Annotated in this window: 22 protein-coding genes; 16 read left to right on the top strand and 6 right to left on the bottom strand. The window is 67.9% G+C overall.

The window, feature by feature from the left end:
• The first annotated feature begins 527 nt into the window (after positions 1–527).
• From AB0L70_RS29035 to AB0L70_RS29000, 8 genes are all read left to right on the top strand, one after another.
• A complete protein-coding gene (locus AB0L70_RS29035) occupies positions 528–1,016 on the top strand; it encodes a hypothetical protein (protein ID WP_363689652.1) in 489 nt (162 codons plus the stop codon).
• Positions 1,017–1,273: 257 nt separating this feature from the next.
• Complete coding sequence (locus AB0L70_RS29030) at positions 1,274–3,073, top strand: ABC transporter substrate-binding protein (protein WP_363689650.1); 1,800 nt, start codon at positions 1,274–1,276, stop codon at positions 3,071–3,073.
• Complete coding sequence (locus tag AB0L70_RS29025) at positions 3,070–4,092, top strand: ABC transporter permease (RefSeq protein WP_363689648.1); 1,023 nt, start codon at positions 3,070–3,072, stop codon at positions 4,090–4,092. Before AB0L70_RS29030 ends, AB0L70_RS29025 begins: the two co-directional genes overlap by 4 nt.
• A complete protein-coding gene (locus AB0L70_RS29020) occupies positions 4,089–4,973 on the top strand; it encodes an ABC transporter permease (protein ID WP_363689646.1) in 885 nt (294 codons plus the stop codon). The genes AB0L70_RS29025 and AB0L70_RS29020 overlap by 4 nt, the downstream gene beginning before the upstream one ends.
• Positions 4,974–4,996: 23 nt before the next feature.
• Complete coding sequence (locus AB0L70_RS29015) at positions 4,997–5,926, top strand: ABC transporter ATP-binding protein (RefSeq protein ID WP_363689644.1); 930 nt, start codon at positions 4,997–4,999, stop codon at positions 5,924–5,926.
• The gene (locus tag AB0L70_RS29010; RefSeq protein WP_363689642.1) at positions 5,919–6,863 is read left to right on the top strand and encodes an ABC transporter ATP-binding protein; all 945 of its coding nucleotides are present in this window, start codon (positions 5,919–5,921) and stop codon (positions 6,861–6,863) included. Before AB0L70_RS29015 ends, AB0L70_RS29010 begins: the two co-directional genes overlap by 8 nt.
• 75 nt (positions 6,864–6,938) lie before the next feature.
• A complete protein-coding gene (locus AB0L70_RS29005) occupies positions 6,939–7,274 on the top strand; it encodes a metalloregulator ArsR/SmtB family transcription factor (protein ID WP_363689640.1) in 336 nt (111 codons plus the stop codon).
• Positions 7,271–8,065, top strand: a complete 795-nt coding sequence (locus AB0L70_RS29000) for a VOC family protein (RefSeq protein ID WP_363689638.1) — start codon at positions 7,271–7,273, stop codon at positions 8,063–8,065. The genes AB0L70_RS29005 and AB0L70_RS29000 overlap by 4 nt, the downstream gene beginning before the upstream one ends.
• 28 nt (positions 8,066–8,093) lie before the next feature.
• On the opposite strand, the gene AB0L70_RS28995 is transcribed toward AB0L70_RS29000, so the two are convergent.
• The 5 genes from AB0L70_RS28995 to AB0L70_RS28975 all read right to left on the bottom strand — a co-directional run bounded on the left by AB0L70_RS28995 (position 8,094) and on the right by AB0L70_RS28975 (position 13,173).
• Entirely contained in the window at positions 8,094–9,323 is a 1,230-nt protein-coding gene (locus AB0L70_RS28995) for a DUF58 domain-containing protein (protein ID WP_363689636.1), read from the bottom strand.
• A gap of 112 nt (positions 9,324–9,435) precedes the next feature.
• Positions 9,436–10,407, bottom strand: a complete 972-nt coding sequence (locus AB0L70_RS28990; RefSeq protein ID WP_363689634.1) for a MoxR family ATPase — start codon at positions 10,405–10,407, stop codon at positions 9,436–9,438.
• Entirely contained in the window at positions 10,404–11,537 is a 1,134-nt protein-coding gene (locus AB0L70_RS28985) for a DUF4350 domain-containing protein (protein WP_363689632.1), read from the bottom strand. Before AB0L70_RS28985 ends, AB0L70_RS28990 begins: the two co-directional genes overlap by 4 nt.
• Entirely contained in the window at positions 11,534–12,160 is a 627-nt protein-coding gene (locus AB0L70_RS28980) for a DUF4129 domain-containing protein (protein ID WP_363689630.1), read from the bottom strand. The genes AB0L70_RS28985 and AB0L70_RS28980 overlap by 4 nt, the downstream gene beginning before the upstream one ends.
• Complete coding sequence (locus tag AB0L70_RS28975) at positions 12,157–13,173, bottom strand: hypothetical protein (RefSeq protein WP_363689628.1); 1,017 nt, start codon at positions 13,171–13,173, stop codon at positions 12,157–12,159. Before AB0L70_RS28975 ends, AB0L70_RS28980 begins: the two co-directional genes overlap by 4 nt.
• A 236-nt stretch (positions 13,174–13,409) precedes the next feature.
• Between AB0L70_RS28975 and mtrA the strand changes: the two genes are divergently transcribed.
• The 5 genes from mtrA to raiA all read left to right on the top strand — a co-directional run bounded on the left by mtrA (position 13,410) and on the right by raiA (position 19,224).
• Positions 13,410–14,087: an MtrAB system response regulator MtrA gene (gene mtrA, locus AB0L70_RS28970; protein WP_131345780.1), complete on the top strand. Its 678-nt coding sequence runs from the start codon at positions 13,410–13,412 to the stop codon at positions 14,085–14,087.
• Positions 14,088–14,161: 74 nt separating this feature from the next.
• Complete coding sequence (gene mtrB, locus AB0L70_RS28965; protein WP_363689625.1) at positions 14,162–15,886, top strand: MtrAB system histidine kinase MtrB; 1,725 nt, start codon at positions 14,162–14,164, stop codon at positions 15,884–15,886.
• A complete protein-coding gene (locus AB0L70_RS28960; RefSeq protein WP_363689623.1) occupies positions 15,883–17,670 on the top strand; it encodes an LpqB family beta-propeller domain-containing protein in 1,788 nt (595 codons plus the stop codon). Before mtrB ends, AB0L70_RS28960 begins: the two co-directional genes overlap by 4 nt.
• A gap of 113 nt (positions 17,671–17,783) precedes the next feature.
• Complete coding sequence (locus AB0L70_RS28955) at positions 17,784–18,365, top strand: phosphoribosyltransferase family protein (RefSeq protein ID WP_363689621.1); 582 nt, start codon at positions 17,784–17,786, stop codon at positions 18,363–18,365.
• Positions 18,366–18,603: 238 nt separating this feature from the next.
• Entirely contained in the window at positions 18,604–19,224 is a 621-nt protein-coding gene (gene raiA / locus AB0L70_RS28950) for a ribosome-associated translation inhibitor RaiA (RefSeq protein ID WP_363689619.1), read from the top strand.
• Between the two features lie 67 nt (positions 19,225–19,291).
• Here the strand turns inward: raiA and AB0L70_RS28945 are convergent, their stop codons facing one another.
• Positions 19,292–20,101, bottom strand: a complete 810-nt coding sequence (locus AB0L70_RS28945) for a serine protease (RefSeq protein WP_363689617.1) — start codon at positions 20,099–20,101, stop codon at positions 19,292–19,294.
• Positions 20,102–20,281: 180 nt separating this feature from the next.
• Here AB0L70_RS28945 and AB0L70_RS28940 point away from each other — a divergent pair, with 180 nt between their 5' ends.
• The 3 genes from AB0L70_RS28940 (at position 20,282) to secA (ending at position 25,574) form a co-directional block, all read left to right on the top strand.
• Positions 20,282–21,235: a BTAD domain-containing putative transcriptional regulator gene (locus AB0L70_RS28940; protein WP_363689615.1), complete on the top strand. Its 954-nt coding sequence runs from the start codon at positions 20,282–20,284 to the stop codon at positions 21,233–21,235.
• Between the two features lie 33 nt (positions 21,236–21,268).
• Positions 21,269–22,480, top strand: coding sequence for a crosslink repair DNA glycosylase YcaQ family protein (locus tag AB0L70_RS28935; RefSeq protein WP_363689613.1), 1,212 nt, complete (start codon positions 21,269–21,271; stop codon positions 22,478–22,480).
• Positions 22,481–22,667: 187 nt separating this feature from the next.
• Positions 22,668–25,574 (top strand): preprotein translocase subunit SecA, encoded by a 2,907-nt coding sequence (gene secA / locus AB0L70_RS28930; protein ID WP_363689611.1) that lies wholly within the window; start codon positions 22,668–22,670, stop codon positions 25,572–25,574.
• Positions 25,575–25,604: the final 30 nt, after the last annotated feature.

The following is a 25,604-nucleotide window of genomic DNA, read 5'->3' as shown; positions in this document are numbered from 1 at the left end:
GAAGCTGCCCGCCCCACGCGTGCTGCGCAGGCACTCTCGCTCGTCGCTACGCTCCTCAACGCGCCAGCTACGCCCGCTCCCACCCGCCCCGGCTACCGCCGGTGTTGCCGGCTGTCGCCGGCGAGTTGCGGGCTACCGCCCGCGAGCGAGTGCTTGGCCAGCGCATCCCGGTGATCCGGCCGCGGCGACGGGTGGAGGTGGGCCGACATGTGCTCGCAGCTAATTGTTGAGAAATCATGCAGCAAACACTTGACCGAGCTCTACCTAAAGTGTTTGGCCGCATGCACAAAGGCGCAATAAGTACTGTGCGTAGCTCTCTGGAATGTGTTCCCGAGGTATTACCCGGCGCGGTGAGCGTGAATCCGGTTTACGCAGCTAATTAGCTGGCGGAAACTGACGGCAAGTGCCAGACTCGCAGCTAAGACGGAGCCATCATCGCCGGCTCTGCGACTACTGCACGACCTGCCACCATGCGCTGGCCGCCATTGATCGCGGATCTGGTGGCTCGGGGAGGCAGGGGGCGCGGGATGACCGATGATTCCGCTGTCCGCACGGAGTTGCGGACGCAAATCGAAGCTCGGCGGGCGGGTATCGCGACCTTCCTGCACGCAGCCCGGCCACGCCGTAATCGGCTGGTCAACATCAGTGTTGTCAGCAGTGCGACGGCGGCTGTGCTCGTGGGAGGTCCCGCCTTGGGTGGCGCGCCGTTCACCAACGCCCTGAAAGAGGAGCTTTCCCTCGGCAGTGCCGCAAGTGTTTGGCGGCCGCTCTGCGTCGCCGCGTTGATCGTGTCCTTGATCGCGGCGATTTCAAGCAATCTGAGTAAGTCTCACGACGTGGCGGCCCAAGTCAGTGCTGCGGAGATATGCAATACCGAACTCGAGGGTGTGCTGACGTCTCTCCAATTCGGGAAGATCTCGGTGGAGGAGGCCTCCGTTCAATACCAGCACTGCGTCACCAAGATCCCGTTTGTCGAGGAGCTGGCGGACGCGCACCGCACAGACAGAGGGACCTGACGCGACCTTTCCCGGGGTTCTGGTCAGTGCGCCGAGCTCCGTCGGTTCCACGCGCGGCGCCGAGGCCGTCGCGAAGCGGGCGCGTCTGAGGAGTGAGCGCCTGTGGCACGTGTGGATCGGCCACGCCCACCTTCGATCACCGCGTGGCAGGTTAGAAGGTTACTTAAATGTGTCAATCGGTGGTATTTCGTTGACAGGGGTGGGGTTGCTGGTGTGGTTTCTTCCCCAACACTTCTAGCTGGGGAAGGTGGGGCTCGATGCTCAGGAAGCTGTTGGCGGCGGGGGCGGCCATGTGCCTGCTTGCGCTCGTACCGGGTACGGCGCAGGCCGCGGATCCGGCGCGGAAAGTGATCAAGATCGGGGTGACGCAGTCGGTCGACTCGATGAACCCGTTCCTGGCGGTGCGACTGGTGACCGGGTCGATCCAGCGGATGATCTACGGCTTCCTGACCGTGCCGGACTCCAAGACGTTGCAGCCGAGTCCAGACCTGGCCGAGTCCTGGACGACGTCGGCGGACGGGCTGACCTGGACCTTCAAGATCCGGCAGGCGAAGTGGTCGGACGGGCAGCCGATCACAGCCGATGACGCGGCCTGGACGTTCAACACGATGATGACCAACGATGCCGCCAAGACCGGCAACGGCCCGGCGGTGGAGAACTTCGCCAGCGTCACCGCGAACGGCCAGGAGTTGACCATCAAGCTCAAGGCCCCGCAGGCGTCGATGCTCGACAACCCGGTCCCGATCATGCCGAAGCATGTCTGGGAGAAGGTCAAGGACATCGGCAAGTACGACGCCGAGGTGTACCCGACGGTGGGCAGCGGTCCGTACGTCGCCGTCGAGCACAAGAAGGACCAGTTCGTCCGGCTCGAGGCGAACCCGGACTACTGGCGCGGCCGCCCAAAGATCGACGAGTTGCAGGTGATCTTCTACGACAACCCGGCCGCCTCGATCGTCGGCCTGAAGAAGGGCGACATCGACCTGATCGGCCGGCTCAACCCGCCGGACTTCGAGTCGTTGAAGGGCGACGACAACATCGTCGAGTGGAACACGCAGGGCCGGCGGGCGACGTACCTGCAGATCAACCACGGCGCCACCACGAGCGACAACAAGCCGATCGGTGACGGGCATCCGGCCTTGAAGGATCCGCGCGTACGCACGGCTCTGCACTACGCGATCGACAAGCAGAAGCTGGTCGACGAGGTGCAGAACGGGCTGGCGAAACCGGCGGACGGTTCGATCATTCCGCCGCTGTACAAGGACTTCTTCTGGGAGGCGAGCGGCGACCAGAAGATCTCGTACGACGTTGCCAAGGCCAACAAGATCCTGGACGACGCCGGGTACAAGAAGGGGCCGGACGGCGTACGGACGATGCCGGACGGATCGCGGAAACTGCAGTTCCGGTTCAGCATTCACACCGACACCCCGATCGAGGACAAGCTGGCCGAGTACCTGACCGGCTGGTTCAAGGACATCGGGATCACGCTGACCACCAAGCGGCTCGACTCCAGCAAGTTCACCGAGGAGACCGGTACGACGGCACTGTTCGACATCGCGATCAGCGGCTGGTCGGTGAACCCGGATCCGGAGGAGGTGCTCGCCACGCACCTGTGCAGCCGGCGTCCCACGGCCACCGGCGAGGGTGGCGGAACCGAGTCGTTCTACTGCGACCCGCAGTACGAGGGCCTCTACAAGGAGCAGCAGAAGGAGCTCGACCGGACCAAGCGCGCCGACACCATCAAGAAGATGGAGGAGCGGCTGTACACCGACGCACCGGTGATCGCGCTGTACTACCCGAACGACCTAGAGGGCTACCGCAAGGACCGGATCGCCAGCATCACGCCGATTCCCGAGGACAAGGGCCTGCTGTACGGCGGTTCCGGCTACTGGCCGTTCTACACGCTGGAGGCGGTGTCGAAGGACGGCGCGTCGGCCGACAGCGGCGGCGGGTCGAACACCGGACTGATCGCGGGGATCGCGGGAGCGGTTGTCGTACTCGCGATCGGTGGGTTCTTCCTCTCCCGGCGCCGACAGGGCGCTGCTGACGAGCGCGAATGACGGTCACCCTAGAGGCACCTGAGGAGACCCCTGCCCGCAATGGTCTGCTGCGCTACGCAGCGGCCAAGGTGGGTGGGGCTCTGCTCAGCATCGCGATGGTGATCATCGCGACGTTCTTCCTGTTCCGGATGCTGCCGGGCGACCCGGTCCGGGCCCTCGCGCAGGGGCGCAACATGACGCCCGAGCAGCTCGATCTGGAACGCGCCCGGCTCGGTCTGGACAAGTCGATCCCGGAGCAGTTCCTGCATTTCGTGAAGCAGACCCTGCAGTTCGACCTCGGGGTTTCGTACGAGTACAAGCGGCCGGTGGTCGACCTGATCGGCGAGCGGATCGGGTCGACCCTGCTGCTCACCGGTACGGCGCTGGTGCTGGCCGTCAGCCTGGGAATCTGGCAGGGCGCCCGTGCCGGGTGGAAGCCGGGGAGCCGGTTCGACAAGGTCTCCACCGCGATCTCGCTGGTGTTGTGGTCGGTGCCGACGTTCTGGCTCGGACTGCTTCTGCTGATGGTGTTCGCGGCCGGGGTCGGACCGATTCCGGGCATCTTCCCGACCCGGGGGAGTTCGAGTGTCGACAAGCCGGACGGGTTCGCCGGCGTACTGGATGTCGCGCAGCACATGGTGTTGCCGTGTCTGACGCTGGTCGCGGTCGTGTATGCGCAGTACCTGCTGGTGATGCGGTCGTCGGTGCTGGACGAGGTCGGGCAGGACTACATCACCACGGCCCGGGCGAAAGGCCTGCGGGACGACGAGATCCGGCGGAAGCACGCCGTACCGAACGCGCTGCTGCCGACGGTGACGCTGGTGTTCATGCGGATCGGGTTCGTGGTCGGCGGCGCGGTGACGGTCGAGGCGATCTTCAGTTGGCCGGGGCTCGGGCAGTTGTTCTACGAGGCGATCCGGGTGCCGGACTTCACGCTGATGCAGGGGACGTTCCTGCTGATCACGGTGTCGGTGATCCTGATGAACACGCTGGCGGACGTGGTCTATCACATCCTCGATCCACGGGTGAGGTCCGCATGAGCAGCGTGACGTGGGTACGCCGTCGCCGGGCGGCGTCGCGTTTCTGGGCCGACTTCCGTACCCATCGAGCCGGGATTGCGGGACTCGTGATCCTTGCGTTGGCCGTCGTACTGGCGTTGATCGCGCCGCTGTTCATCGACGCCGGTGTGACCAACGTGGTCAGCGGGACGCGGGCGAAGATGGCGCCGCCGAGTCTCGACGATCCGCTCGGGACCGACGAGTCCGGGCGTTCGATCCTGCTGATGATCTGGTGGGGTTCGCGGACCTCGCTGCTGATCGGATTCCTCGCGGCGCTGCTGAGCATGGTGATCGGGACCGTGCTCGGGATCGCGGCCGGGCACTTCCGGCGGTGGATCGGTGCTGTGGTGTTGCGCGTGACCGACTGGTTCCTGGTGCTGCCGTCGTTGGTCACCGCGTTGGTGCTGGCCGCGATTCTCGGTGGTTCGACGGCGACGATCATCGTGGCGATCGGCGTGACGTCCTGGCCGTCGACGGCACGGTTGATCCGGGCGCAGACGCTGGCTGTCGAGGCACGCCCGTACATCGAAAGGTCGTTGGCGCTCGGCGCTGGGCACTGGCACATCACCACCCGGCATGTGCTGCCGAACGTCGCACCGTTGCTGTTGGCAAGTACGACGCTGGAGGTGGCGAGCGCGATCGTGACCGAGTCGACGCTGGCGTTCCTCGGCGTGAGTGCGAACAAGACCTCGTGGGGGACGATGCTGCGCGGCTCGTACGACTGGGGTGCGGCGACCGCGGGAGCGTGGTGGTACATCCTCGTGCCCGGTCTGTGCATCGTGATCGTGGTGATGGCGTTCACCTTGTGTGGCAGGGCTTTGGAGACCGTACTCAATCCCCGGCTCCGGACCAGGGCGGTGTGATGCTCACTTTGGATGAGTTGTGCGTGACGTATCGCCTGCCATCCGGCGATGTTCCCGCCGTACGCGGTGTTTCGCTGTCGCTTGCGGCCGGTGAGGCAGTTGGGCTGGCGGGGGAATCGGGGTCGGGGAAGTCTTCGGTCGCGCTCGCGTTGCTGCGGTTGCTGCCGCGGTCGGCTGCTGTGTCCGGGCGGGTGTTGCTGGACGGCGAGGACGTGCTGGCGATGACGTGGGGGCGGTTGCGGGCCGTGCGGTGGTCGTCGGCGTCGATCGTGTTTCAGGGTGCGCAGCACGGGCTGAACCCGGTACAGCGGATCGGTGATCAGATCGCGGAGCCGTTGCTCGTGCATCGGCTGGCTTCGGGCGCGCAGGCTGCCTCAAAGGTGCGGGAGTTGCTGGCGCAGGTCGGTCTGCCGGCCTGGCGATCCCGCAGCTATCCGCACGAGCTGAGTGGTGGCCAACGGCAACGAGTGATGATCGCGATGGCGCTTGCTTGCTCGCCGCAACTGATCATCGCGGACGAGCCGACGACCGCACTCGACCTGATGGTGCAGGCGCAGGTACTCACGCTGATCCAGCAACTGATCGCCGAGCACGGCATCTCACTGCTGATGATCTCGCACGATCTGTCGGTGCTGGCTGACGTGTGTGATCGCTTGGCCGTGATGTACGCCGGTCGTCTGGTCGAGCTCGGTCCTTCGTCGGGCTCCTTCGAGCATCCCTACAGTCAGGCGCTGGCTGCTGCGTTCCCGACGGTCGGTGATCCGGCGTCGCGGCTTGCGCCCCGAGGGCTCGCTGGCGATCCGCCGGATCCCCAGCAGTTGCCCGGTGGGTGCTCGTTCCATCCGCGGTGCCCGGTCGCGCTCGAGAGTTGCGCGACCGATGATGTCGAGCTTCGCCCGGCTGGTGCCGATCGGCAGGCGGCGTGTGTGCGAGTGGGGGCGGAGCATGCTTGAAGCGCAAGACCTCGTGGTGGAGTTCCCCGGTCGCGGCGGTCGGCGGGCTCGCGCGGTCGACGGTGTCAACCTGTCCGTCGGCGGCGGTGAGATCGTAGCCCTGGTCGGTGAATCCGGCTGCGGCAAGACCACTCTCGCCCGTACGCTCCTCGGTCTTGAACGTCCGACCAGCGGCCAGGTGTCGTACGACGGAATCCCGCTGAACTACTCGGGTCGCCGGCTCCGGGCCTTCCGTCGGCAGGTTCAGTTGGTGCTGCAAGATCCGATGGGCTCGCTCAATCCGCGGCAGACCGTGTACGAGGCCGTTGCCGAAGGCCCGCGGATTCACGGGCTGCCGGACGAGGAAGCGGTGGTCGCTTCCGCGTTGTCGAGGGCTGGATTGCGTCCGCCTGAACGGTTCTTCCTGCGATACCCACATGAGCTCTCGGGTGGTCAGCGTCAGCGCGTGGTCATCGCCGGCGCGTTGGCATTGGACCCCCGCGTGCTCATTGCGGATGAGCCCGTCGCCTCGCTCGATGCGTCCGTACGCGGCGAGATCCTTGCGCTACTGCTGCGCCTGCGGGACGACCTCGGCCTGTCCGCGTTGGTCGTCACCCACGACCTGGGCCTCGCCTGGAACATCGCCGACCGCGTCGCCGTCATGTACCTCGGCCGCATCGTCGAATCCGGCCCCACCGAGGACGTCCTCACCAACCCGCGGCACCCGTACACCCAGGCACTGCTCTCGGTCCTCCCCGAGTCGCCGCAGCGGATCGTGCTGAGCGGCGAACCGCCGGACCCGACCCGAATCCCCACCGGCTGCCGCTTCCACCCCCGCTGCCAACTAGTAGCCAACGGCAACGGCGCCGAGGCCTGCCACTCCACTCCTCTTCCGATCCTCCCCGCAACCAAAGACGCTCAGGTCGCCTGCTGGATGGCCCCCGGCCGTACCCACTGACCACTCGGACCCACCATCCGCCTGAGATCTCTCCAGCGGTTGACAATAGTTAACAGATAGTAGAACTATTGCGGCATGGTGGAAGATCAGGTGGATCGGTTCTTCGAGGTACTCGCGGATCCCACGCGGCGGCACGTCGTACAACTGCTGGGTGAGGGACCGCAGCGAGCCGGGCAGTTGGCGGCTGCGACTGGTGCGTCGTCGCCCGCGATGAGTCGGCATCTGCGGATCCTGCTGGCGGCCGGGCTGGTCGCCGACGAGCGGGTGCCGGACGACGCCCGGGTCCGGCTCTTCCACCTCAATCCCGAGCCCGTGGTGGCCGTGCAGGCCTGGCTGGACCAGGTCCAGGCGCACTGGCGCGAGCAACTGGGCTCGTTCAAACGCCACATCGAGCAGAAGGAGTCGTCATGACCGAACAGTCCGCTACGGCGTCGGTCGAGGTCGCCGCCGACCCCGCGACCGCATTCGAGGTGTTCACCACGGAGATCGATCTGTGGTGGGTCCGCGGGCCGATCAATTTCTTCGACGCGGCTCGCGCCATCGAGATGCGGATCGAGCCGGGTATCGGCGGTCGCATCCTCGAGGTCTACCAGGACGACGCACTCGAGCTCGGCACGATCACGGCGTGGGAACCGGGCGCGGTCCTCGGGTACCGCAGTTCGGTCGACGACACCGAGACCGAGGTCCGCTTCGACGCCACCGACGGCGGTACGCGCGTCACCGTCGTACAGGCCCTGGTCCAGGGTGGCTCGAAGGCCTTCTACTTCTGGCCGAACGTCATCCATTGGTTCGCGCAGTGGGACGCCCGCCGCGACTCCGCGCCGCGCACACCGCGCGAGCTCGAACGGCTCGCGATCGGCTTGTACTACGAGGATCCCGCCGAGGCGGCCCGGTGGCTCCACACCGTCTTCGGCCTGGACTCCTGGGACAAGATCCCGGCTGACGGCACCCACCCCGACTGGATCGAGCTGCACGTCGGCGGACGAGGCATCCTGCTCTTCAAACTCACCGACGGCCGGATCGGCGGCCTCGATCACAACATCTGGGTGTACGTCGACGACCTGGACGCCCACTTCGCCCACACCCAGTCCAACGGCGCCAAGATCATCACGGAAATCCACCAGCACGGCTACCGCTGCTACGAAGCCGAAGACCTCGAAGGCCACCGCTGGACCTTCGCCCAAGCCCGCCCAACCATGTGATCCCCGCGCTGGCCTGATCGCACTCGTCCTAGAGGCGGCCGGCTTTCTTCAGGGACAAGTAGGTGTCGGCGAGGGCGGGGGCTATTTGGTCCGGGTTTTCGTCTACGACTGTTACGCCGGCTCGGGTTAGGAGGGCGGTCAGGCGGTCTCGGTCGAGGCGGGTTCGGGCGGCTGAGGCGGCGGCGTAGACCTCGGAGAGGTCGGAGCGGGTGGACTCCAGTTCGGTGAGGCGGGGGTCGGCTACGGATGCCAGGACTACGACGTGACGGCGGAGGAGCGGGCCTATGACGGGTAGGAGGGACTCCTCGATGACCGCCGGGTCGAGGCCGGTGAGGAGGACCACCAGCGAGCGTTGACCCAGCCGCTCCAGGACCTGGGAGACGACGATGCGGAAGTCGGTCTGGACCAGCTCGGCCTCGACGTTCGCCAGTGCGTTCACGAATGACGGGAGTACGTCTTCCGGCGCAGGACGTCGTACGTCGGCCCGTACGGCGGAATCGCAAGCCAGCAAGGAGACCCGGTCACCTGCCCGCGTCGCCAGGGCGGCCAGCAACAAAGCTGCGTCCATCGCGTGGTCGAGTCGGGGTGCGTCGCCGACGCGGCCCGCGGACATCCGGCCGGAGTCGATCACGATGGCTACCTGGCGGTCGCGCTCCGGACGCCAGGTGCGCAGTACGACGTTCCCGCGCCGAGCCGTCGCCCGCCAGTCGATGCTGCGTACGTCGTCACCCGGCACATAGTCACGCAGCGAGTCGAACTCCGTCCCCTGCCCGCGCACCAGCAACGCCGTACGCCCGTCAAGCTCTCGCAACCGCGCCAACCGCGACGGCAGGTGCTTCCGGCTCTTGAACGGCGGCAGCGCCCGCACGGTCCACGGCACCTGATGCGAACCCTGGCGCCCGGCGAAGCCCAACGGCCCAACGGATCGCACCGTCACCCGCACCGCCTGCCGATCACCGCGCCGGGTCGGGACCAGATGCGTCACCAACCGCCGCCGCTCCCCAGCAGGCAGGTTCAGCTTGTGTGGTGGGTCCAGGACGCCGGCCGACGGCGGCCACGCGTCCCGCAACAGCCCGCGCACCCGCCGGCCCGGGTTGGCGACCAGCAACTCGACAACGGCCTGCTCACCGAGCCGTACGGCGGTGTCGCCCTCGCGACTCAGCTGGAGCCGTCTGGGCGACCCAGCCAGCAGCAGGTCGACCAAACACACCAGCAGCACGACCGCAACCACCACACCGACGCCACTCCAGCTAGGCATCACCAAAGCAACAAAAACAACCCCAAGCGCCGCAAGCAGCCCAGCCCGACCCGTAACCACCATCAACACCACCTCATGTGGTGAGGTGGGAGCGCACGCACAGGGGTGTCCATCAGCGGGGGACGGGCACTGTCGCCAGGACGCTCTCAAGGACCGCGTCGGCGCTGACGCCTTCGAGTTCCGCCTCAGGGCGTACCTGGACTCGGTGCCGTAGGCAAGGACGCGCCATCGCCTTCACATCGTCCGGGATCACATAGTCACGTCCCGACAACCAAGCCCAAGCCCGCGACACCGCCAGCAACGCAGTAGCCCCACGCGGCGACACCCCCAGCTGCAGCGACGGCGACTGCCGAGTCGCCCGGCAAAGGTCCACCACATAGGCCAACACATCGTCCCGGACCGCAACCCGTCGTACGGCGTTCTGCCCGGCCAGCAGGTCCTCCGGCCCAGCCACCGGACGCAGACCGGCGCCTTCCAGATCCCGCGGGTCGAAGCCCTGCGCATGCCGAGCCAGTACGGCGATCTCCGCGTCGCGCGGCGGCATGTCGAGGGTCACCTTCAGCAGGAACCGGTCCAACTGAGCCTCCGGCAACGGATAGGTGCCCTCGTACTCGATCGGGTTCTGCGTCGCCGCGACCACGAACGGCACCGGCAGCATCCGCGGCTCGCCATCCACAGTGACCTGACGCTCCTCCATTGCCTCCAGCAACGCTGCCTGGGTCTTCGGGGGAGTCCGGTTGATCTCGTCCGCCAGCAGGATGTTCGTGAACACCGGTCCCGGCCGGAACTCGAACTCCGAGGTCTTCGCGTCGTACACCAGCGACCCGGTCACATCACCAGGCATCAGGTCCGGGGTGAACTGCACGCGCTTGGTGTTCAACCGCATGGCCATGGACAACGCCCGGACCATCAGCGTCTTCGCCGTGCCTGGCACGCCCTCCAGCAGGACGTGGCCGCGGCAGAGGAGTGCGAGCACCAGTGCGGTCACGGCGGTGTCCTGACCGACCACTGCCTTGCCGATCTCGGTCCGCAGTGCGACCAGCGCCTGCCTGGCCTGGTCCGCGGTGACCTCGGTAGTCGTCACGGGTGTCGTACCTCCTGCGTCAGTACGTCGAGTTCATGGGACAAATACATCAGAGCGGCGTCATCAACAGGCGGTAAGCCGTAGAGCAGTTCGTACAGCATGGCCGGGTCCCGACCGGTGCGGGCGGCAACAATCGCGACAACGGCCGACGGATCGGCTCGCTGCGGGATGCCGTGCAGCTTGCCAAGGGCAGACTCCCGCAGTGCCGCGGCAGCGCGGTCCCGAGCCCGTGAGCGCCGGTAGAGCCGCGCCCTGCCCTCAGTCGTCTCCGCAGCATGCACGATCACCGGCAGCCGCTCAGCAATCACCGGACCGAGCCGACGCCCCCGCCAAAGCGCCACCACCAGTACGGCGAACGCCAGCGCCCACCCCACATACCGGACCTCCGGCGGGACCAGGTCAGGACCGTCGGACCCGCCAGTTGCGGAGCCACTGGACTCCCACTGCGGCAGGTACCAGGTCAGCTCCTGATCCGTCCCGATCAGATTGAGTGCGAGCGCCGCATTGCCGTCCTCGGCGAGCTCCGCATTCGTGAACGAGCGCGGAGTGCCCACCACGTCGACGATCTGGTCGTCCTGCGAGAGCCGGATGACTGTGTTGGTGATGCCGTCGCCGTAGCACCGCTGCGCAGCATCAGGAGCGGAGTACGTCGACCCGGCGACCGACACCGTGCCCGCCTTGGCAGCGGCCGGCAGATCGCAGCCGGCTTCGCGACTGCGCCACGCAAGCGTCTGACCGGCGTCCTGCACACCCGGTGCGAGCACCTCCAACGCCACTGCTCCGGGGCGGACCAGGATGACGTGACTCCAGCGCGCAGCCGCGATCCGCTGCCAGTCGGAGCGAGTCAGCGACCCCGCCGGGCCGATGATCAGCGCCTTACCGTCGCCCGGCTGTACGGCGTCGTCGAGCACCTCGGTGCTGTGCACATTGACGTTGTGGTTCTTCAGCAACGCGGCCAGCGCACGTGCACCGTCCGAATCGCTGGAGTCCGGACTGAACGGCCCTGACGTCCGCGCGGCTGTGGCGATCATGACGACGATCGCGATCAGTACGACGGCACCGGTGATGAGCAGCGGCATCCGCAGCGCCCGCCAGCTCTCCCCAGCACTCCGGCCAACCGGCGTACTCATAGAGACACCCGCGCGGCCCGCGCCGCCTGGTCAGCTGCCACCACAGCGGCGTACCGCTCCGGTGTGCCCGGACGGTTGCCGTAGACAACCTCAGTGAAGACCAGGGCGGCCGGCTGCAGCGGGTCGCGCAGTGCGGGCGCCGCGCGACCGGCGTCCGCGACCACTTCGTACGCCGTTCGCCCGGCCCGCTCGTCGATGATCGTGCGCTCGGTCAACTCGGCGACACAGGCCCGGAACCGGCTGCGGATCGCAAGGGTGTAGTCCCCGGCCGCAACCTCCCGCTCCGCCTGAGCGCGGTAGGCAGCCGCGGTCAGCGGGCCACTGCCGGCGTCGAACACGGTCTGCTTGGTCGCGTGACTGGTCCGCAGTACGCCGGCCCGCCACAGCACCACGACCGCGATCAGGACCAGCAAACCGATCAGCATGATCAGACCGGCGTGCCCGTTCGGCGAGTTGCCCGACAGCGTGTCCAGCAGATCGGCGATCCAGTCCAGGACCTTGCCGATCGCCTTCTGGATCAGCGAATCACCCGACTGCCGGTACGCCGACTTCGACAGCTCCTTGGCCGCCTCCTGCGCAGCCTGGTCCCGGCCGATGTCCACGGGTGGCTCTGCGAGGATCACGCCGTACCCCCTGGTCGCAGGGCCGGGCGCATCCACAGGTCGAGGCCCTCCCGGCGTACGCGGAGGTCCAGATAGATCAGGGCCTGGACGGCGGACATGAACGCGAGACTGGCGATCAGCGTCAGCACGGTCGCGAGTCCGGCCGCCGCGCCGAGGGCGATCGCGATCACCGTGGCGCCGGTGCCGTCACCACTGTCCGCCCACGAACCGACCGTCAGGATCAGCAGGGAGATGCCGAACTGCAAGGCGTAGCTGACGATGTTCACCACCAGCCCCCCGAACAGCAGGATCCCGAGCACCCGCCAGAACTTGCCTCGCACCAGCTGCCAGGACCGCCGCAGCGATCCCCAGATCCCCACCCTGACAGGGATGTACAGCCCGATGTCCGGTGCGTGCCGGCCTTCCATCAGTACGACGGTCCCGGCCAGCACCAGCCGGATCCCGAAGATCACCACCAGTACGCCGCCGGCCAGCATCATCACGACCGCCACTCCGCCGGCCACGTCGGACGAGATCGCCGCATCCGCGCCGGCTCCGATCCCCAGCACCGCCAGACCCCAGCCACCGATCAGCAGGACGAACGACAGCGACTGCATCAGGCCGACCGCGGCCAGTGCGGGCAGCGCCGGCCGGACCAGCCGCAGAAGCTCTTTAGGGCCGACCCGGTGGGCCAGCTGACTCCGCACCGCGGCCAGCGCGATGATCCCGGCCAGCATGCTCGACACCACACTGAACAGCACCAGCTGCACGCCGTACGTCAGTAACAACGCCGCACCGGCCTGCTGGAACGGATCGTCGGCACCGAAGAACCCGTCCAGACCACCCGGTACGGCGACCTCGGTCAGGGCGGCCTGGACCGCGACGAGGGCGATAGCGGCCAGCACCGGAAGGCCGAGCATGATCGTCTTGTTCTCGGAGATCGTCCGGGCCGCGTTGTCCAGCAGGTCCGCGGGCAGCCAGGGGCGCAACGGCTCGGCGGCCGTCTCCTCGTGCAAACGGATGTCGTCGGCCACTTTCTGCCTCCCCTCCGGGTGGACCGCTGGGCTGTATTCGATCAGGACCCAGGACGTGAGTTGTGGTGAGACCCCGCGATGCACCATGATCACAGCCCAAACTGGGGTCACTCGGCGATCCGGCGTGTGCACTACCCGGGGAATGGGACACTATCCGTAGTGCGTACGGTCAGCATCCGCTGGGCGCACAACGATCGGACGGCGAGGAGCTGGGCGTGGCAGATGGTAACCGGACAATGAGGGGACGCGTCCTCATCGTCGACGACGACACCGCGTTGTCGGAGATGCTCAGCATCGTGCTGCGCAACGAAGGCTACGACACCTATCTGTGCGCGACCGGTGACAAGGCGGTACCGGCGTTCCGTGAGTTCAAGCCGGACCTGCTGCTGCTCGACCTGATGCTCCCCGGCATGGACGGGATCGACGTCTGCCGCGCGATCCGGGCCGAGTCCGGCGTGCCGATCGTGATGCTGACCGCCAAGAGCGACACCGTCGACGTCGTGCTGGGCCTGGAGTCCGGGGCCGACGACTACGTGGTCAAGCCGTTCAAGCCGAAGGAGCTGGTGGCCCGGATCCGGGCCCGGCTGCGCCGGATGGACGAGCCCGGGCCGGAGTCGCTGACCATCGGCGACCTCACCATCGACGTGGCCGGGCACTCGGTCAAGCGGGCCGGCGAGACGATCCAGCTGACGCCGCTGGAGTTCGACCTGCTGGTCTGCCTGGCCTCGAAGCCGTGGCAGGTGTTCACCCGTGAGGTCCTGCTGGAGCAGGTCTGGGGTTACCGGCACGCGGCCGACACCCGGCTGGTGAACGTGCACGTCCAGCGCTTGCGCTCCAAGATCGAGAAGGACCCCGAGCACCCGGAGATCGTGGTGACGGTCCGCGGCGTCGGTTACAAGGCGGGTGCGGACTGATCGAGTACGGACGCGACAGGCAGTCGCAGGCCGCTTCCGAGACCCCTTCGGTCGAAACAGTGATCGGATCGACGGTGGGCTCGGAACAGCAGCCGCCGGCCCCACCGGAGCAGGAGGTGGCCGAGGCCCGCGGGGCGGAGCTCGAGCTGACCGCCGCCGCGGCGGACTGGCCTGCCTATCCGCAGCCACTCTGGCGGACGCATCCGAAGCACTGGCCGGATATCTGGCGCCGGTCCATCCAGGCCCGGATCGTCACGGGCACCCTGCTGATGTCGACCGTCGTACTGCTGCTGGTCGGCTGGGTGATGATGAGCCAGGTCACCGACGGCGTACTCGAGTCACGCCGGACGAGTGCCCAGGCCGAGGCGCTCGCGCAGCTGACCCAGCTGTCCAACTCGATCAACGCCGCCGACCGGAACACGATCAACACCCAGCTGAGCGACCTGGTCCTCGGCTCCAACCGCCCCGGTCTGTACGACGTCGTGCTGGTGCCGACCGACTCGTCCGCGTCCAACGCGATCCGCTACACCGGTCTGGTCAACAGCGACTCGATCCCGCAGGAGCTGGCGTCCTCGGTGATGGGCGACGAGACCAGGCTGTGGGACACCTACACCGAGATCAACTACCGCGACGGTCCCAGCGTCCCCGGCCTGGTCATCGGCTCCCAGCTCCGGATCAAGCTGACCAGCGAGAAGTACGCCGTCTACTTCCTCTTCCCGCTCACCGCGCAGCAGGAGACGCTCGACGTCGTCCAGCGCGCCCTGGTGACCGCGGGACTGCTGCTGATCGTGCTGCTCGGCGCGGTGGCCTGGCTGGTCACCCGGCAGGTGGTCACGCCGGTCCGGATGGCTCGGCGGATCGCCGAGCGGCTCGCGGCCGGCAAGCTCGAGGAGCGGATGCAGGTCCGCGGCACCGACGACCTGGCCCGGCTGGCGGTCTCGTTCAACAAGATGGCGAGCAACCTGCAGCGGCAGATCCGGCGGCTCGAGGAGCTGTCCCGGCTGCAGCGCCGGTTCGTCTCCGACGTCTCGCACGAGCTGCGCACCCCACTGACCACGGTCCGGATGGCGGCCGACCTGCTGCACGAGGGCCGGGACCAGTTCGACCCGATCAGCCGCCGCTCGGTCGAGCTGCTGCAGAACGAGTTGAACCGGTTCGAGGAGCTGCTCGCGGACCTGCTGGAGATCAGCCGGTTCGACGCCGGCGCGGCCGCCCTCGACCTGGAGGACGTCGACCTGCGCGACATCGTGAACCGCGTCCTGGAGAACCACGAGACCTTGCTGCAGCGCAAGGGCTGCGAGGTCCAGCTGGACATGCCGGAGCCGTGCCGGGCCCAGGTCGACGCGCGCCGGATCGAGCGCATCCTGCGCAACCTGATCGGCAACGCGATCGAGCACAGTGAGGGCCTGCCGATCCGGATCAGCACGGCGTACGACGACGACGCGGCCGCGGTCGCGGTCCGCGACCACGGGATCGGGTTCCGGCCGGAGGAGGCGGAGATGGTGTTCAGCCGGTTCTGGCGGGCCGACCCGGCCCGGGCCCGGACCACCGGTGGCACCGGACTCGGCCTGTCGATCGCGCTCGAGGATGCCCGGCTGCACGGCGGCCGGCTGGATGCGTGGGGTTCGCCGGGGGACGGCGCCTACTTCCGGCTCACGCTGCCGCGCCGCACCGACGTGAGCCTGACCGGATCCCCGCTGCCGCCCCGGCCGCCCGACGCGAGCCGGGTCGTCACTGAGAAGTCGCTGGTCGACGTCGGGGCGCCGTACCAGAAGCTGACCGGAGGCGAGGACCGGTGAGACGCAAACTCCTCGGCGCGGCCCTCGCGGTCGTGCTCCTGGTCACCGGTTGCGCGACAGTGCCGACCAAGGGTTCGATCCGCTCCGGGAGTCGCGAAGGACTGGCCGGCGACACCGGCGGCGTCGGTGTCGAGGCGAAGCCGCCGCGGCCGGACGCCAAGGAGCTACCGCTGGTGAGCGGGTTCCTGGAGGCGATGTCGGACTCGCAGGCGCCGGACATCGCCCGGCAGTACATGACCCCGGAGGCCGCGGCGGCGTGGAAGCCGGAGTCGCAGACGGTCGTCTACGACCAGCAGCCGGACGCACTCCAGCTGAAGGACGGGAACGTCCTGCTGACCGCGACGAAGCTCGCGACGATCAACGACCGGGGCGAGTGGATCCCCGCCCTGGCGAACCAGTCGGCGAGTTTCCTCTTCAAGCTGGCCAAGGTGAACGGGCAGTTCCGGGTCGCCGAGGCGCCGCCCGGGGTGTATCTGGGCAGCAACCAGGTGGATCTGAAGCTCGCACCGCGCGACCTCTACTTCTTCACACCCGGCCGGGAGTTGCTCGTTCCTGATCCGGTGTACCTGCCGGTGAACCTGTCCCAGGGCCAGGCCGCCACCCAACTCGTCCAGGAGCTGCTGAAGGGCCCGACCGGCCGGCTCGGGAACGGCGTGATCACGCTGGCCCCACCGGGCACCGAAGTACAGGTGTCCGTCCCGGTGGATCTGGGCGTGGCCACGGTCGCGCTCAACGACGCGGCCGGGACGCTCCGGGAGCCGGACCGGCGCTTGCTGGCGGCCCAGATCGTCTGGACCCTCAACCAGCTCAGTCTCCGGGCCAAGATCACCGTCGGCGGCGCACCGCTGCTGCCGGACGACCCGGACGTGCTGCCGTTCGCCAACTTCGCCACGTACGACCCGACCGTCCCGGGCGGCTCGCTGACCGAGCTGTACGGCCTCAAGAACGGCAAGGTCCAGCGGATCGTCGGTCTGGACGGGGCGTCGGAGATCGCCGCCAAGAATCTGGACTCGAGCCAGCTGTACGAGGCGTACACCGCGAAGTCGTTCGCGGTGAACCTGCACGGCAACCTGGGTGCGATCGTGACCGGCAACAACAAGGGCGAAGACTTCGTCGCGACCGCCAAACTGGATTCGACCAGCAGTGCCGACAAGGTCAGCAGGCTGCCGAAGGTGGACGGCCGGGTCCTGACGCCGAGCTTCGACTACCAGGACAACCTGTGGATCCTGGACAAGGCCGACAGCGCGAGCCCGCGACTGCGGGTCCGTAACCGCGACAACATCGTCAACACGGTCAAGGTCGCCTTCGGCGGAGACAGCCCGCAGGTGCTCAAGATGGCACCGGACGGGGTCCGGGCGCTGCTGGTGATGAAATCGAAGGCGACCGGGGAGAACTACGTCGAGACCGGGACCGTCCAGTCCGAGAACGGCGGCAAGCAACTGGTGCTCGGGCAGTTCTCGCCGCTCCGGCTCCAGCTGAAGAACATCACCGACGCGGCCTGGAACAAGCAGGGCATCCTGGTCATCGGCGTGAGCCCGAAGGCGCCCAGGCTGGCGATCAACCGGCCCTGGCTGGTCAACTCCGACGGTTCCGGGCTGCAGTTGCTGCCCGGGTCGCCGCCCGATTTCGCCGCCCGGCTGATCGTGTCCAACCCCAGCTCCGACACTCTCCCGGTGATCCAGGACGTCGAAGGCCAGCTGCACTGGCTCAGCCGGGACCTGACGTGGGTCCCGATGGACTCCGACGGCAACGGCCCGCCCATCATCCCGACGTACCCGGGCTGACCGCTGTGCCGGTGCGGGACGCGTTGGCCGACCTTGTCCTGGGCGGGCGGTGTGCCGGATGTGAACGGCCCGGGATCACTCTCTGTGGTGGTTGCCGGGAGCTACTGACCACAGTGACTCCGTTCCGTGCCTGGCCGGACCCGCGTCCACCGGGCCTACCTCCGCCGACCGCGAGTGCGCCGTACGCCGATGAGCTGCGGCGGCTGATCATCGCCCACAAGGAGAACGCCCGGTATGCGTTGGCGCGTCCGCTGGGCGGAGTGCTCGCGACAACGGTGCTGAGTGCGTTGGGGGAGGGGCGAGGGGTCTGGCTGTGTCCGGTCCCGTCGGCGCGCCGGACGGTTCGGCAGCGCGGGCACGACCCGCTGCGGCGGATCACGAAGGCGGCCGTCCGGACCCTGCGCAGGCAGGGGATCGACGCCCGGCTGGCCGACGCGCTGCGCTTGGTACGGCGTCCCGACGACCAGGCCGGCCTGTCCGCGGAACGCCGTACCGCCAACCTGGCCGGGGCTTTCGCGGCCCGTTCGCGCTGGGCTGAAAGACTGACGGATCAACCGGTCCTGCTGGTCGACGACGTGATCACCACCGGTTCCACGCTCGCCGAGGCGTGCCGCGCCTTGGAATCGGACCGGATTCCGGTCCTCGGCTGCGCCGTCATCGCCGCGACCCGCCGGTACTCGGCGTCTGGTTCATGAGAACTTCCCTACCGGTTTTCGCCGAAGCCGACTAGCGTTGGCCTATGACACCCGCACGGGCTTGTCGGGCAGGGATGTGGAGCAGGACCGGATCAGCCGGAATCCTGACCACGGAGTCCGACGGGCTTGATCGCGGGTGTTCTCGTTTCGGGCGTCCCAACCGCAACCGGCACAGCGATGAGGAGTTCAACGGGGGCCCGCAGACGTAACAAGAAGTCGCCGATCGATGGAGGTTTCCGTGGACGTCGTTGTCAAGGGTCATCACTGCGAGGTCAGTGACCGCTTCCGGCAGTACGTCGAGGAAAAACTCGAGCGAATCGAGAAGGTCGATCATCGGGTACTGCGGTGCGAGGTGGAAGTCAGCCAGGAGAAGAACCCGCGACAGCACGATCGGGCGATGCGTGTCGAGCTCACCATGTACACCAAGGGTCCGGTGGTCCGCGCCGAAGCATGTGGCGAGACCAAACAGGCAGCGTTCGACGTCTGCCTGGACCGGCTCCGGGCCCAGGTCCGCAAGGCGGCCGACCGGCGCCGGGTACACCGCGGTGAGCGCTCGCCGGAAGGCCTGCGCCACGTCAACGCGAAGCAACCGATAAACAACACAGCAGCGGAGGAAGCAGTCGCCGAGGACGATGTGGCGACGTACAAGGTCGGATCGCTCACGGTCACCGGCGACGGTCCGCTGGTGATGCGCGAGAAGACCCACACCGCCAAGCCGATGTCCCTGGACCAGGCGCTCTACGAGCTCGAACTGGTCGGACACGACTTCTACCTGTTCGTCGACGCCGACGAGAACCAGCCCAGCGTCGTCTACCGCCGCCGCGGCTACGACTACGGCGTCATCCGCCTGACGGTCTAGGCCCGGGAGGAGCACAAACAGAAGGGGCCGGGCTGCGAAGCCCGGCCCCTTCTTCCTGCGCTGAGGGTCAGCCGATCTGGGCCTGCAGTTCGGAGGCGTAGGTGGCTACCTCGGCGTAGACGCCCGGGTTGCCGGCGTCGGCGCAGCCGATGCCCCAGGAGACGACGCCGAACAGGCGGCCGTTCAGGACGAGCGGGCCACCGGAGTCGCCCTGGCACGAGTCCTTGCCGCCGTCTTCGTACCCGGCGCAGATCTCACCGTCGGCGGTGTAGCCCTCGGACGCGTACGCCTCCGAGCAGTACGCGTCGCCCAGCACCGGTACGTCGACCTTCTGGAAGGTGTCCGCCGGGCCGGTGCCCTCGGTCTCGCCCCACCCGTAGACGACCGATGCCGCTCCGGCCGTGTCGGCGGCGGAGTCGGTCTCCAGCGGCAGCGTGGCGACTCCGTCGAACGGCGTGGTCAGCGTCATCACGGCCACGTCGTGACCGGGCTGGTTGCCGTAGTCCGGGTCGACCCAGATGCTGCTGATCTTGGACTCCTGACCGGTCGACGTGTCGCTCAGCACGTCGCGGCCCTGGATCGCTGTGTAGGTGGACGCGGCCTCCTGGGCACAGTGCGCCGCGGTGACGATCTTGTTGGCCGCGACCAGCGTCGACCCGCACCACTCCTCGGTCGGGTCGGGGGAGCCACTGTTCGACAGCTGGATGGCCCAGGGGGTGTCTGCGGTGTGGGCGATGGTGCCGCCGACGATCCGGGGGCTGGGTCCATCGGATGCCGACGCGGCCGACGCGGGGCCGACAGCCACCGCACCGAGGGACGCCGCGGCCAGCACACCGGCCGCTACCGCGGCTCGGACCAACTGCAATCTTCCTGTCATGCCTCACTCCAGGTTGATAGGGGCCACACGGGCGGCGTGGCCTTCTCGCAGCCTCCCCCGAGCACTGTGTGTAGCGCACCTCCCACTTGCGGTAACTCCCGAGTTATGGCCCTGGTCGCACGTACGCTTTCTGGCCTGGTTCGGGGAACGGGCACAACGGGTCCGGTGGGGAGGGGTGGGATGGAGGCCGCTGCCTCGGTGACGGTGCGCTACCGGCTGCTCGGGCCGCTGACTGTGTTCCAGGACGGGGTGATCCTGGACCTCAGGTCAGAGCGGCATCGGCGGGTCCTCGCCGCACTCCTGTTACGTGCCAACACTGCCGTTTCCGTCGCCGACCTCCTGGTAGCCGTCTGGGCCTACAACCCACCTGACGACGGCCCACAGCAGTTGCGGACGGTGGTGAGCGAGCTGCGGGAGTCGATCGACCCGCACCGTACGCCGGGGACCGACGGCGAGTTGACCGTCCAGGCCGACGGTCGCTACGTCCTGCGGGTCGAACGCAACGATCTCGACCTGAACAGGTTCGAGGACGCCGTACAGCTCGCCCGCCAGTTGCGCGCGACAGGTCGCTGGGACGAGGCCGTCCGCGAGATCAGGTCGGCTCTCGATCTGTGGCGCGGCGTGGCGCTGACGGGCCTGGACGGCCCGACCTTCGAGTCGGCACGCGATCAACTCGCCGCGACGCACGCGCAGCTACTCGAGGACCTGTACCAGTCCGAGAGCGCTCTCGGTCGCCGGCACGTCGCTGTCTACGCGCCGGTTGTGCCGTCTCCGCCGGTCGTCCCGGTCCGCCGGCCGACCGATTGGGGACAGGTCTGGCGGAAGCTTGGGGCCGCGGCGATTCCAGTGGTCACCTTCGGTGCGGGCAGCCCGGTCCTGTTCGGAATCCTGGCCGCTCGTCGCCGGAGTATTCGGCTCGGAGTGTCAGCCGCGACCTATCTGGCAGCCGCTGTCACGTTCTGGGCAACTGACATCGGCCCGGACACGCCCTGGGCCAACTTCGTCGCCTTCTTCCAAGTCTTCGCGATGGCCGGAGCGAGCATTCAGGCAGCGCTCGTGGTCGCCAACGCCCCGAAGCCGGCCCAGCAGGCGGCATCAGCCGTCGAGCAGCGCCCACAGGATCGATTGCGCTGAATTCTGTCGGCGGTGCACGGCAGAATTCAGCTCATGACCACGCAGGTGTTGTCGACGGCTCAGGCGCGGCGGGTGGCGCTGGCGGCGCAGGGGTTCATGGACCCGCGGCCGAAGGGGGTCCCGGACGCGCGGGCGCTGACCCGGGTGCTCGGGCGGATCGGCCTGATCCAGATCGACTCGGTCAACGTGCTGAGCCGCACGCAGTACCTGCCGCTCTACTCCCGCCTCGGTCCCTACCCGCGTGAGGTGCTGGACCGCGCGGCCGGGAAGGCGCCGCGCCGCCTGGTCGAGTACTGGGCGCACGAGGCGTCCCTGATCCCGGTCGAGACGCACCCGCTGATGCGCTGGCGGATGGCCCGCGCGGCCACCGAGGCGTGGGGTGGCCCGCGCTCGATCGCCGCCGAGCGGCCGGACCTGATCAAGCAGGTGCTCACCGACGTCCGCGACCACGGCCCGCTGTCCGCCCGCGAGATCGACGACGACGTCGAGCGCGACCGGACCAACTGGGGCTGGAACTGGTCCGACGTGAAGCGGGCGCTCGAGTTCCTCTTCTTCGCCGGTGAGATCACGGTGGCCCGCCGCAACCAGCAGTTCGAGCGGATGTACGACGTACCCGAGCGGGTGCTGCCCTCCGCCGTACTGGCGACCCCGACGCCGTCCGTGGCCGACGCGCACCGGGGGCTGGTGTCGATCGCGGCCCGGGCGCATGGGGTCGGGACCGCACAGTGTTTCCGGGACTACTTCCGGACGGCGCCGGAGCCGACCGCGCAGGCGATCGAGGAGCTGGTCGAGGAGGGTGAGCTCCTGCCGGTCCAGATCGCCGGCTGGAAGCGGCCGGCGTACCTGCACAAGGACGCGCGGCTGCCACGGCGGGTGAACGCACGCGCCCTGGTCAGCCCGTTCGACTCGCTGGTGTTCGAGCGGACCCGGACGGAGATGCTGTTCGACTTCAGGTACCGGATCGAGATCTACGTGCCGGCCGAGAAGCGCATCTACGGGTACTACGTGCTGCCGTTCCTGCTCGGGGACCGGTTGGTCGCCCGGGTGGATCTGAAGGCGGACCGGACCGCCGGCGTGCTGCTGGTCCAGTCGGCGCATGCCGAACCGAAGGCCCCGATCGAGACCGCTGACGAGCTGGCGGCCGAGCTGGTCCAGTTGGCCGGCTGGATGGGGTTGGACCAGGTCAGGGTGGCCGGTGGTGGTGACCTTTCGCCAGCGCTCAGTGACGCCCTGCGAGGTTCCTGACGGGGCAGCGGGAACTTTCCGGACCGCCTGTGCGTGGGGTGGATAGGGTCTGAGGCACGCTGCGGGCGTGGCTTGGCACACCCGGCCCCGTACGATGGGGGAACGCACGCCCTCCCGCGCGGTCGGTCGTGCCCTGTCGGCGTTGGCCGCAAACCAGGCTTCAGCAGCAAGGAGAGAACTCCCCACCATGAAGGTGATCGACAAGGTCCTGCGGATCGGCGAGGGCAAGATCCTGCGTCAGCTCCAGGGCATCGCGAAGATGGTCAACTCCATCGAGGACGACTTCGTCTCCATGTCCGACGAGGAGTTGAAGGGGCAGACCGCCGAGTTCAAGCAGCGGCTCGAGAACGGGGAGTCTCTCGACCAGCTGATGCCCGAGGCCTTCGCGGTGGTCCGCGAGGCGGCCAAGCGGGTCCTGCACCAGCGGCACTACGACGTCCAGATCATGGGCGGCGCGGCGCTGCACCTGGGCAACATCGCCGAGATGAAGACCGGTGAGGGCAAGACGCTGGTCGCGACGCTGGCGGCGTACCTGAACGCGCTGTCCGGCAAGGGCGTGCACGTCGTCACGGTGAACGACTACCTGGCCAAGTTCCAGGCCGAGTGGATGGGCCGGGTGTATCACTTCCTCGGCCTCGACTACGGCGTGATCCTGCCGGAGATGACCCCGGCCGAGCGCCGGATCGCGTACAGCAAGGACATCACCTACGGCACGAACAACGAGTTCGGCTTCGACTACCTGCGCGACAACATGGCGGGCAGCATCGAGGACTGCGTCCAGCGCGAGTACAACTTCGCCGTCGTGGACGAGGTGGACTCGATCCTGATCGACGAGGCCCGGACCCCGCTGATCATCTCCGGCCCGGCCGAGGACTCCCAGCGCTGGTACGTCGAGATGGCCCGGATCGCGAACACGCTGAAGCCGCGGATCGCCGACGACAAGGTGCCCGAGGACCAGCGCCCGGTGGCCGACTACGAGGTGGACGAGAAGAAGCGCACGGTCGCGATCCTGGAGCGCGGGATCGAGAAGGTCGAGGACCGGCTCGGGATCGACAACCTGTACGAGTCCGCGAACACCCCGCTGATCAGCTACCTGAACAACGCGCTGAAGGCGAAGGACCTGTTCCGCAAGGACAAGGACTACGTGGTCGTCGAGAACGAGGTGCTGATCGTCGACGAGCACACCGGCCGGACGCTGCACGGCCGTCGCTACAACGAGGGACTCCACCAGGCGATCGAGGCCAAGGAAGGCGTCGAGATCAAAGAGGAGTACCAGACCCTCGCGACCATCACGCTGCAGAACTACTTCCGCCTGTACAGCAAGCTGGCCGGGATGACCGGTACGGCGATGACCGAGGCGGCCGAGTTCTCCAAGGTCTACAACCTCGGCGTGGTCCCGATCCCGACCAACAAGCCGATGATCCGGGTCGAGGAGCGGGACCTGATCTTCCGCACCGAGGACGCCAAGTTCGACGCCGTGGTCAAGGACATCGTCGAGGTGCACCAGACCGGTCAGCCGATCCTGGTCGGCACCACCAGCGTGGAGAAGTCCGAGCGGCTGTCGGCCCAGCTCCGCAAGGAGAACATCGCGCACGAGGTGCTGAACGCGAAGCAGCACGCGCGGGAGGCCGCGATCGTCGCCGAGGCAGGTCGCAAGGGTGCGGTCACGGTGGCCACCAACATGGCCGGTCGTGGTACCGACATCATCCTGGGTGGCAACCCCGAGCACCTGGCCGACAAGGACCTGCGCGCCCGCGGCATCGACCCGGTCGAGTCCGCCGAGGAGTACGAGGCGGAGTACCCGAAGGTGCTCGAGCAGTTCGAGCAGAAGGTCAAGGACGAGCAGGAAGAGGTCACCGACGCCGGCGGCCTGTACGTGCTCGGCACCGAGCGGCACGAGTCCCGCCGGATCGACAACCAGCTGCGCGGTCGCGCCGGCCGTCAGGGCGACCCGGGCAAGTCCCGGTTCTACCTGTCGCTCGAGGACGACCTGATGCGGCTGTTCAAGCGCGAGATGGTCGACTGGGCGATGTCGCGCAACAACGACGACAGCCAGCCGCTGGAGAACAAGGTCGTCACCAAGGCGATCGCGTCGGCACAGTCCCAGGTCGAGGCGCAGAACTTCGAGACCCGGAAGAACATCCTCAAGTACGACGACGTGATGAACCGTCAGCGCCACGTCGTGTACGACGAGCGCCGCCGGGTGCTCGAGGGTGCGAACCTGCGGGACCAGGTCTCGGACATGCTCGAGGAGACCGTCGCCGGGTACGTGCAGGGTGCGACCGCGGACGGGTTCGCCGAGGACTGGGACCTGGACGCGCTGTTCACCGCGATGAAGACGCTGTACTCGACCGAGCTGACCGAAGAGGGCCTGATCGAGGAGGCCGGCGGCGAGAAGGCCGGCCTGACCCAGGACTTCCTGGTCGAGCGGTTCATCGAGGACGCGCAGGCGGCGTACGACACGCGCGAGGAGCTGCTCGGCGAGGACGCGATGCGTGAGCTGGAGCGTCGCGTCGTGCTGAGCGTGCTGGACCGCAAGTGGCGCGAGCACCTGTACGAGATGGACTACCTGCGCGAGGGCATCGGCCTGCGCGCGATGGCGCAGCGCGACCCGCTGGTCGAGTACCAGCGCGAGGGCTACGACATGTTCGCCGCGATGATGGAGTCGATCAAGGAAGAGTCGGTCGGCTACATCTTCAACCTCGAGGTCGACGTCGAGGGGATGCGCGCGGAGATGGAGATGGCCGCCGAGGTCGCGGCCCTGGACGAGACCGACGCCGAAGGCGGGGAAGACATCCTCACGCCGGGTGCTCCGGTGGCGGAGTTCCCGGGCCGGGTCCAGGACGAGGTGCGGCCGCGGGACACCCCGCGCCTGCGCGCCAAGGGCCTGACCGGCGACAGCCGTCCGCAGCGCCTGTCCTACTCGGCGCCGACGATCGACGGTGACGACGAGGTCTCCGTGCACCAGGACGCCGTCGAAGAGGGCACCCTGCAGTACGCCGGTACGCCGCGCAACGCCGTCTGCCCGTGTGGCTCCGGCAAGAAGTACAAGCGCTGCCACGGCGACCCGGCCTCGGACGTCTACAAGTTCTGAGTCACGGCCGTGTGGCTGACTGAGAGGTTC

Source organism: Kribbella sp. NPDC051952 (genome assembly GCF_040680855.1).
GTDB lineage: Bacteria > Actinomycetota > Actinomycetes > Propionibacteriales > Kribbellaceae > Kribbella.
Note: the sequence above shows the minus strand (reverse complement) of the source record. Positions and strands in the feature narration are given on the sequence as shown.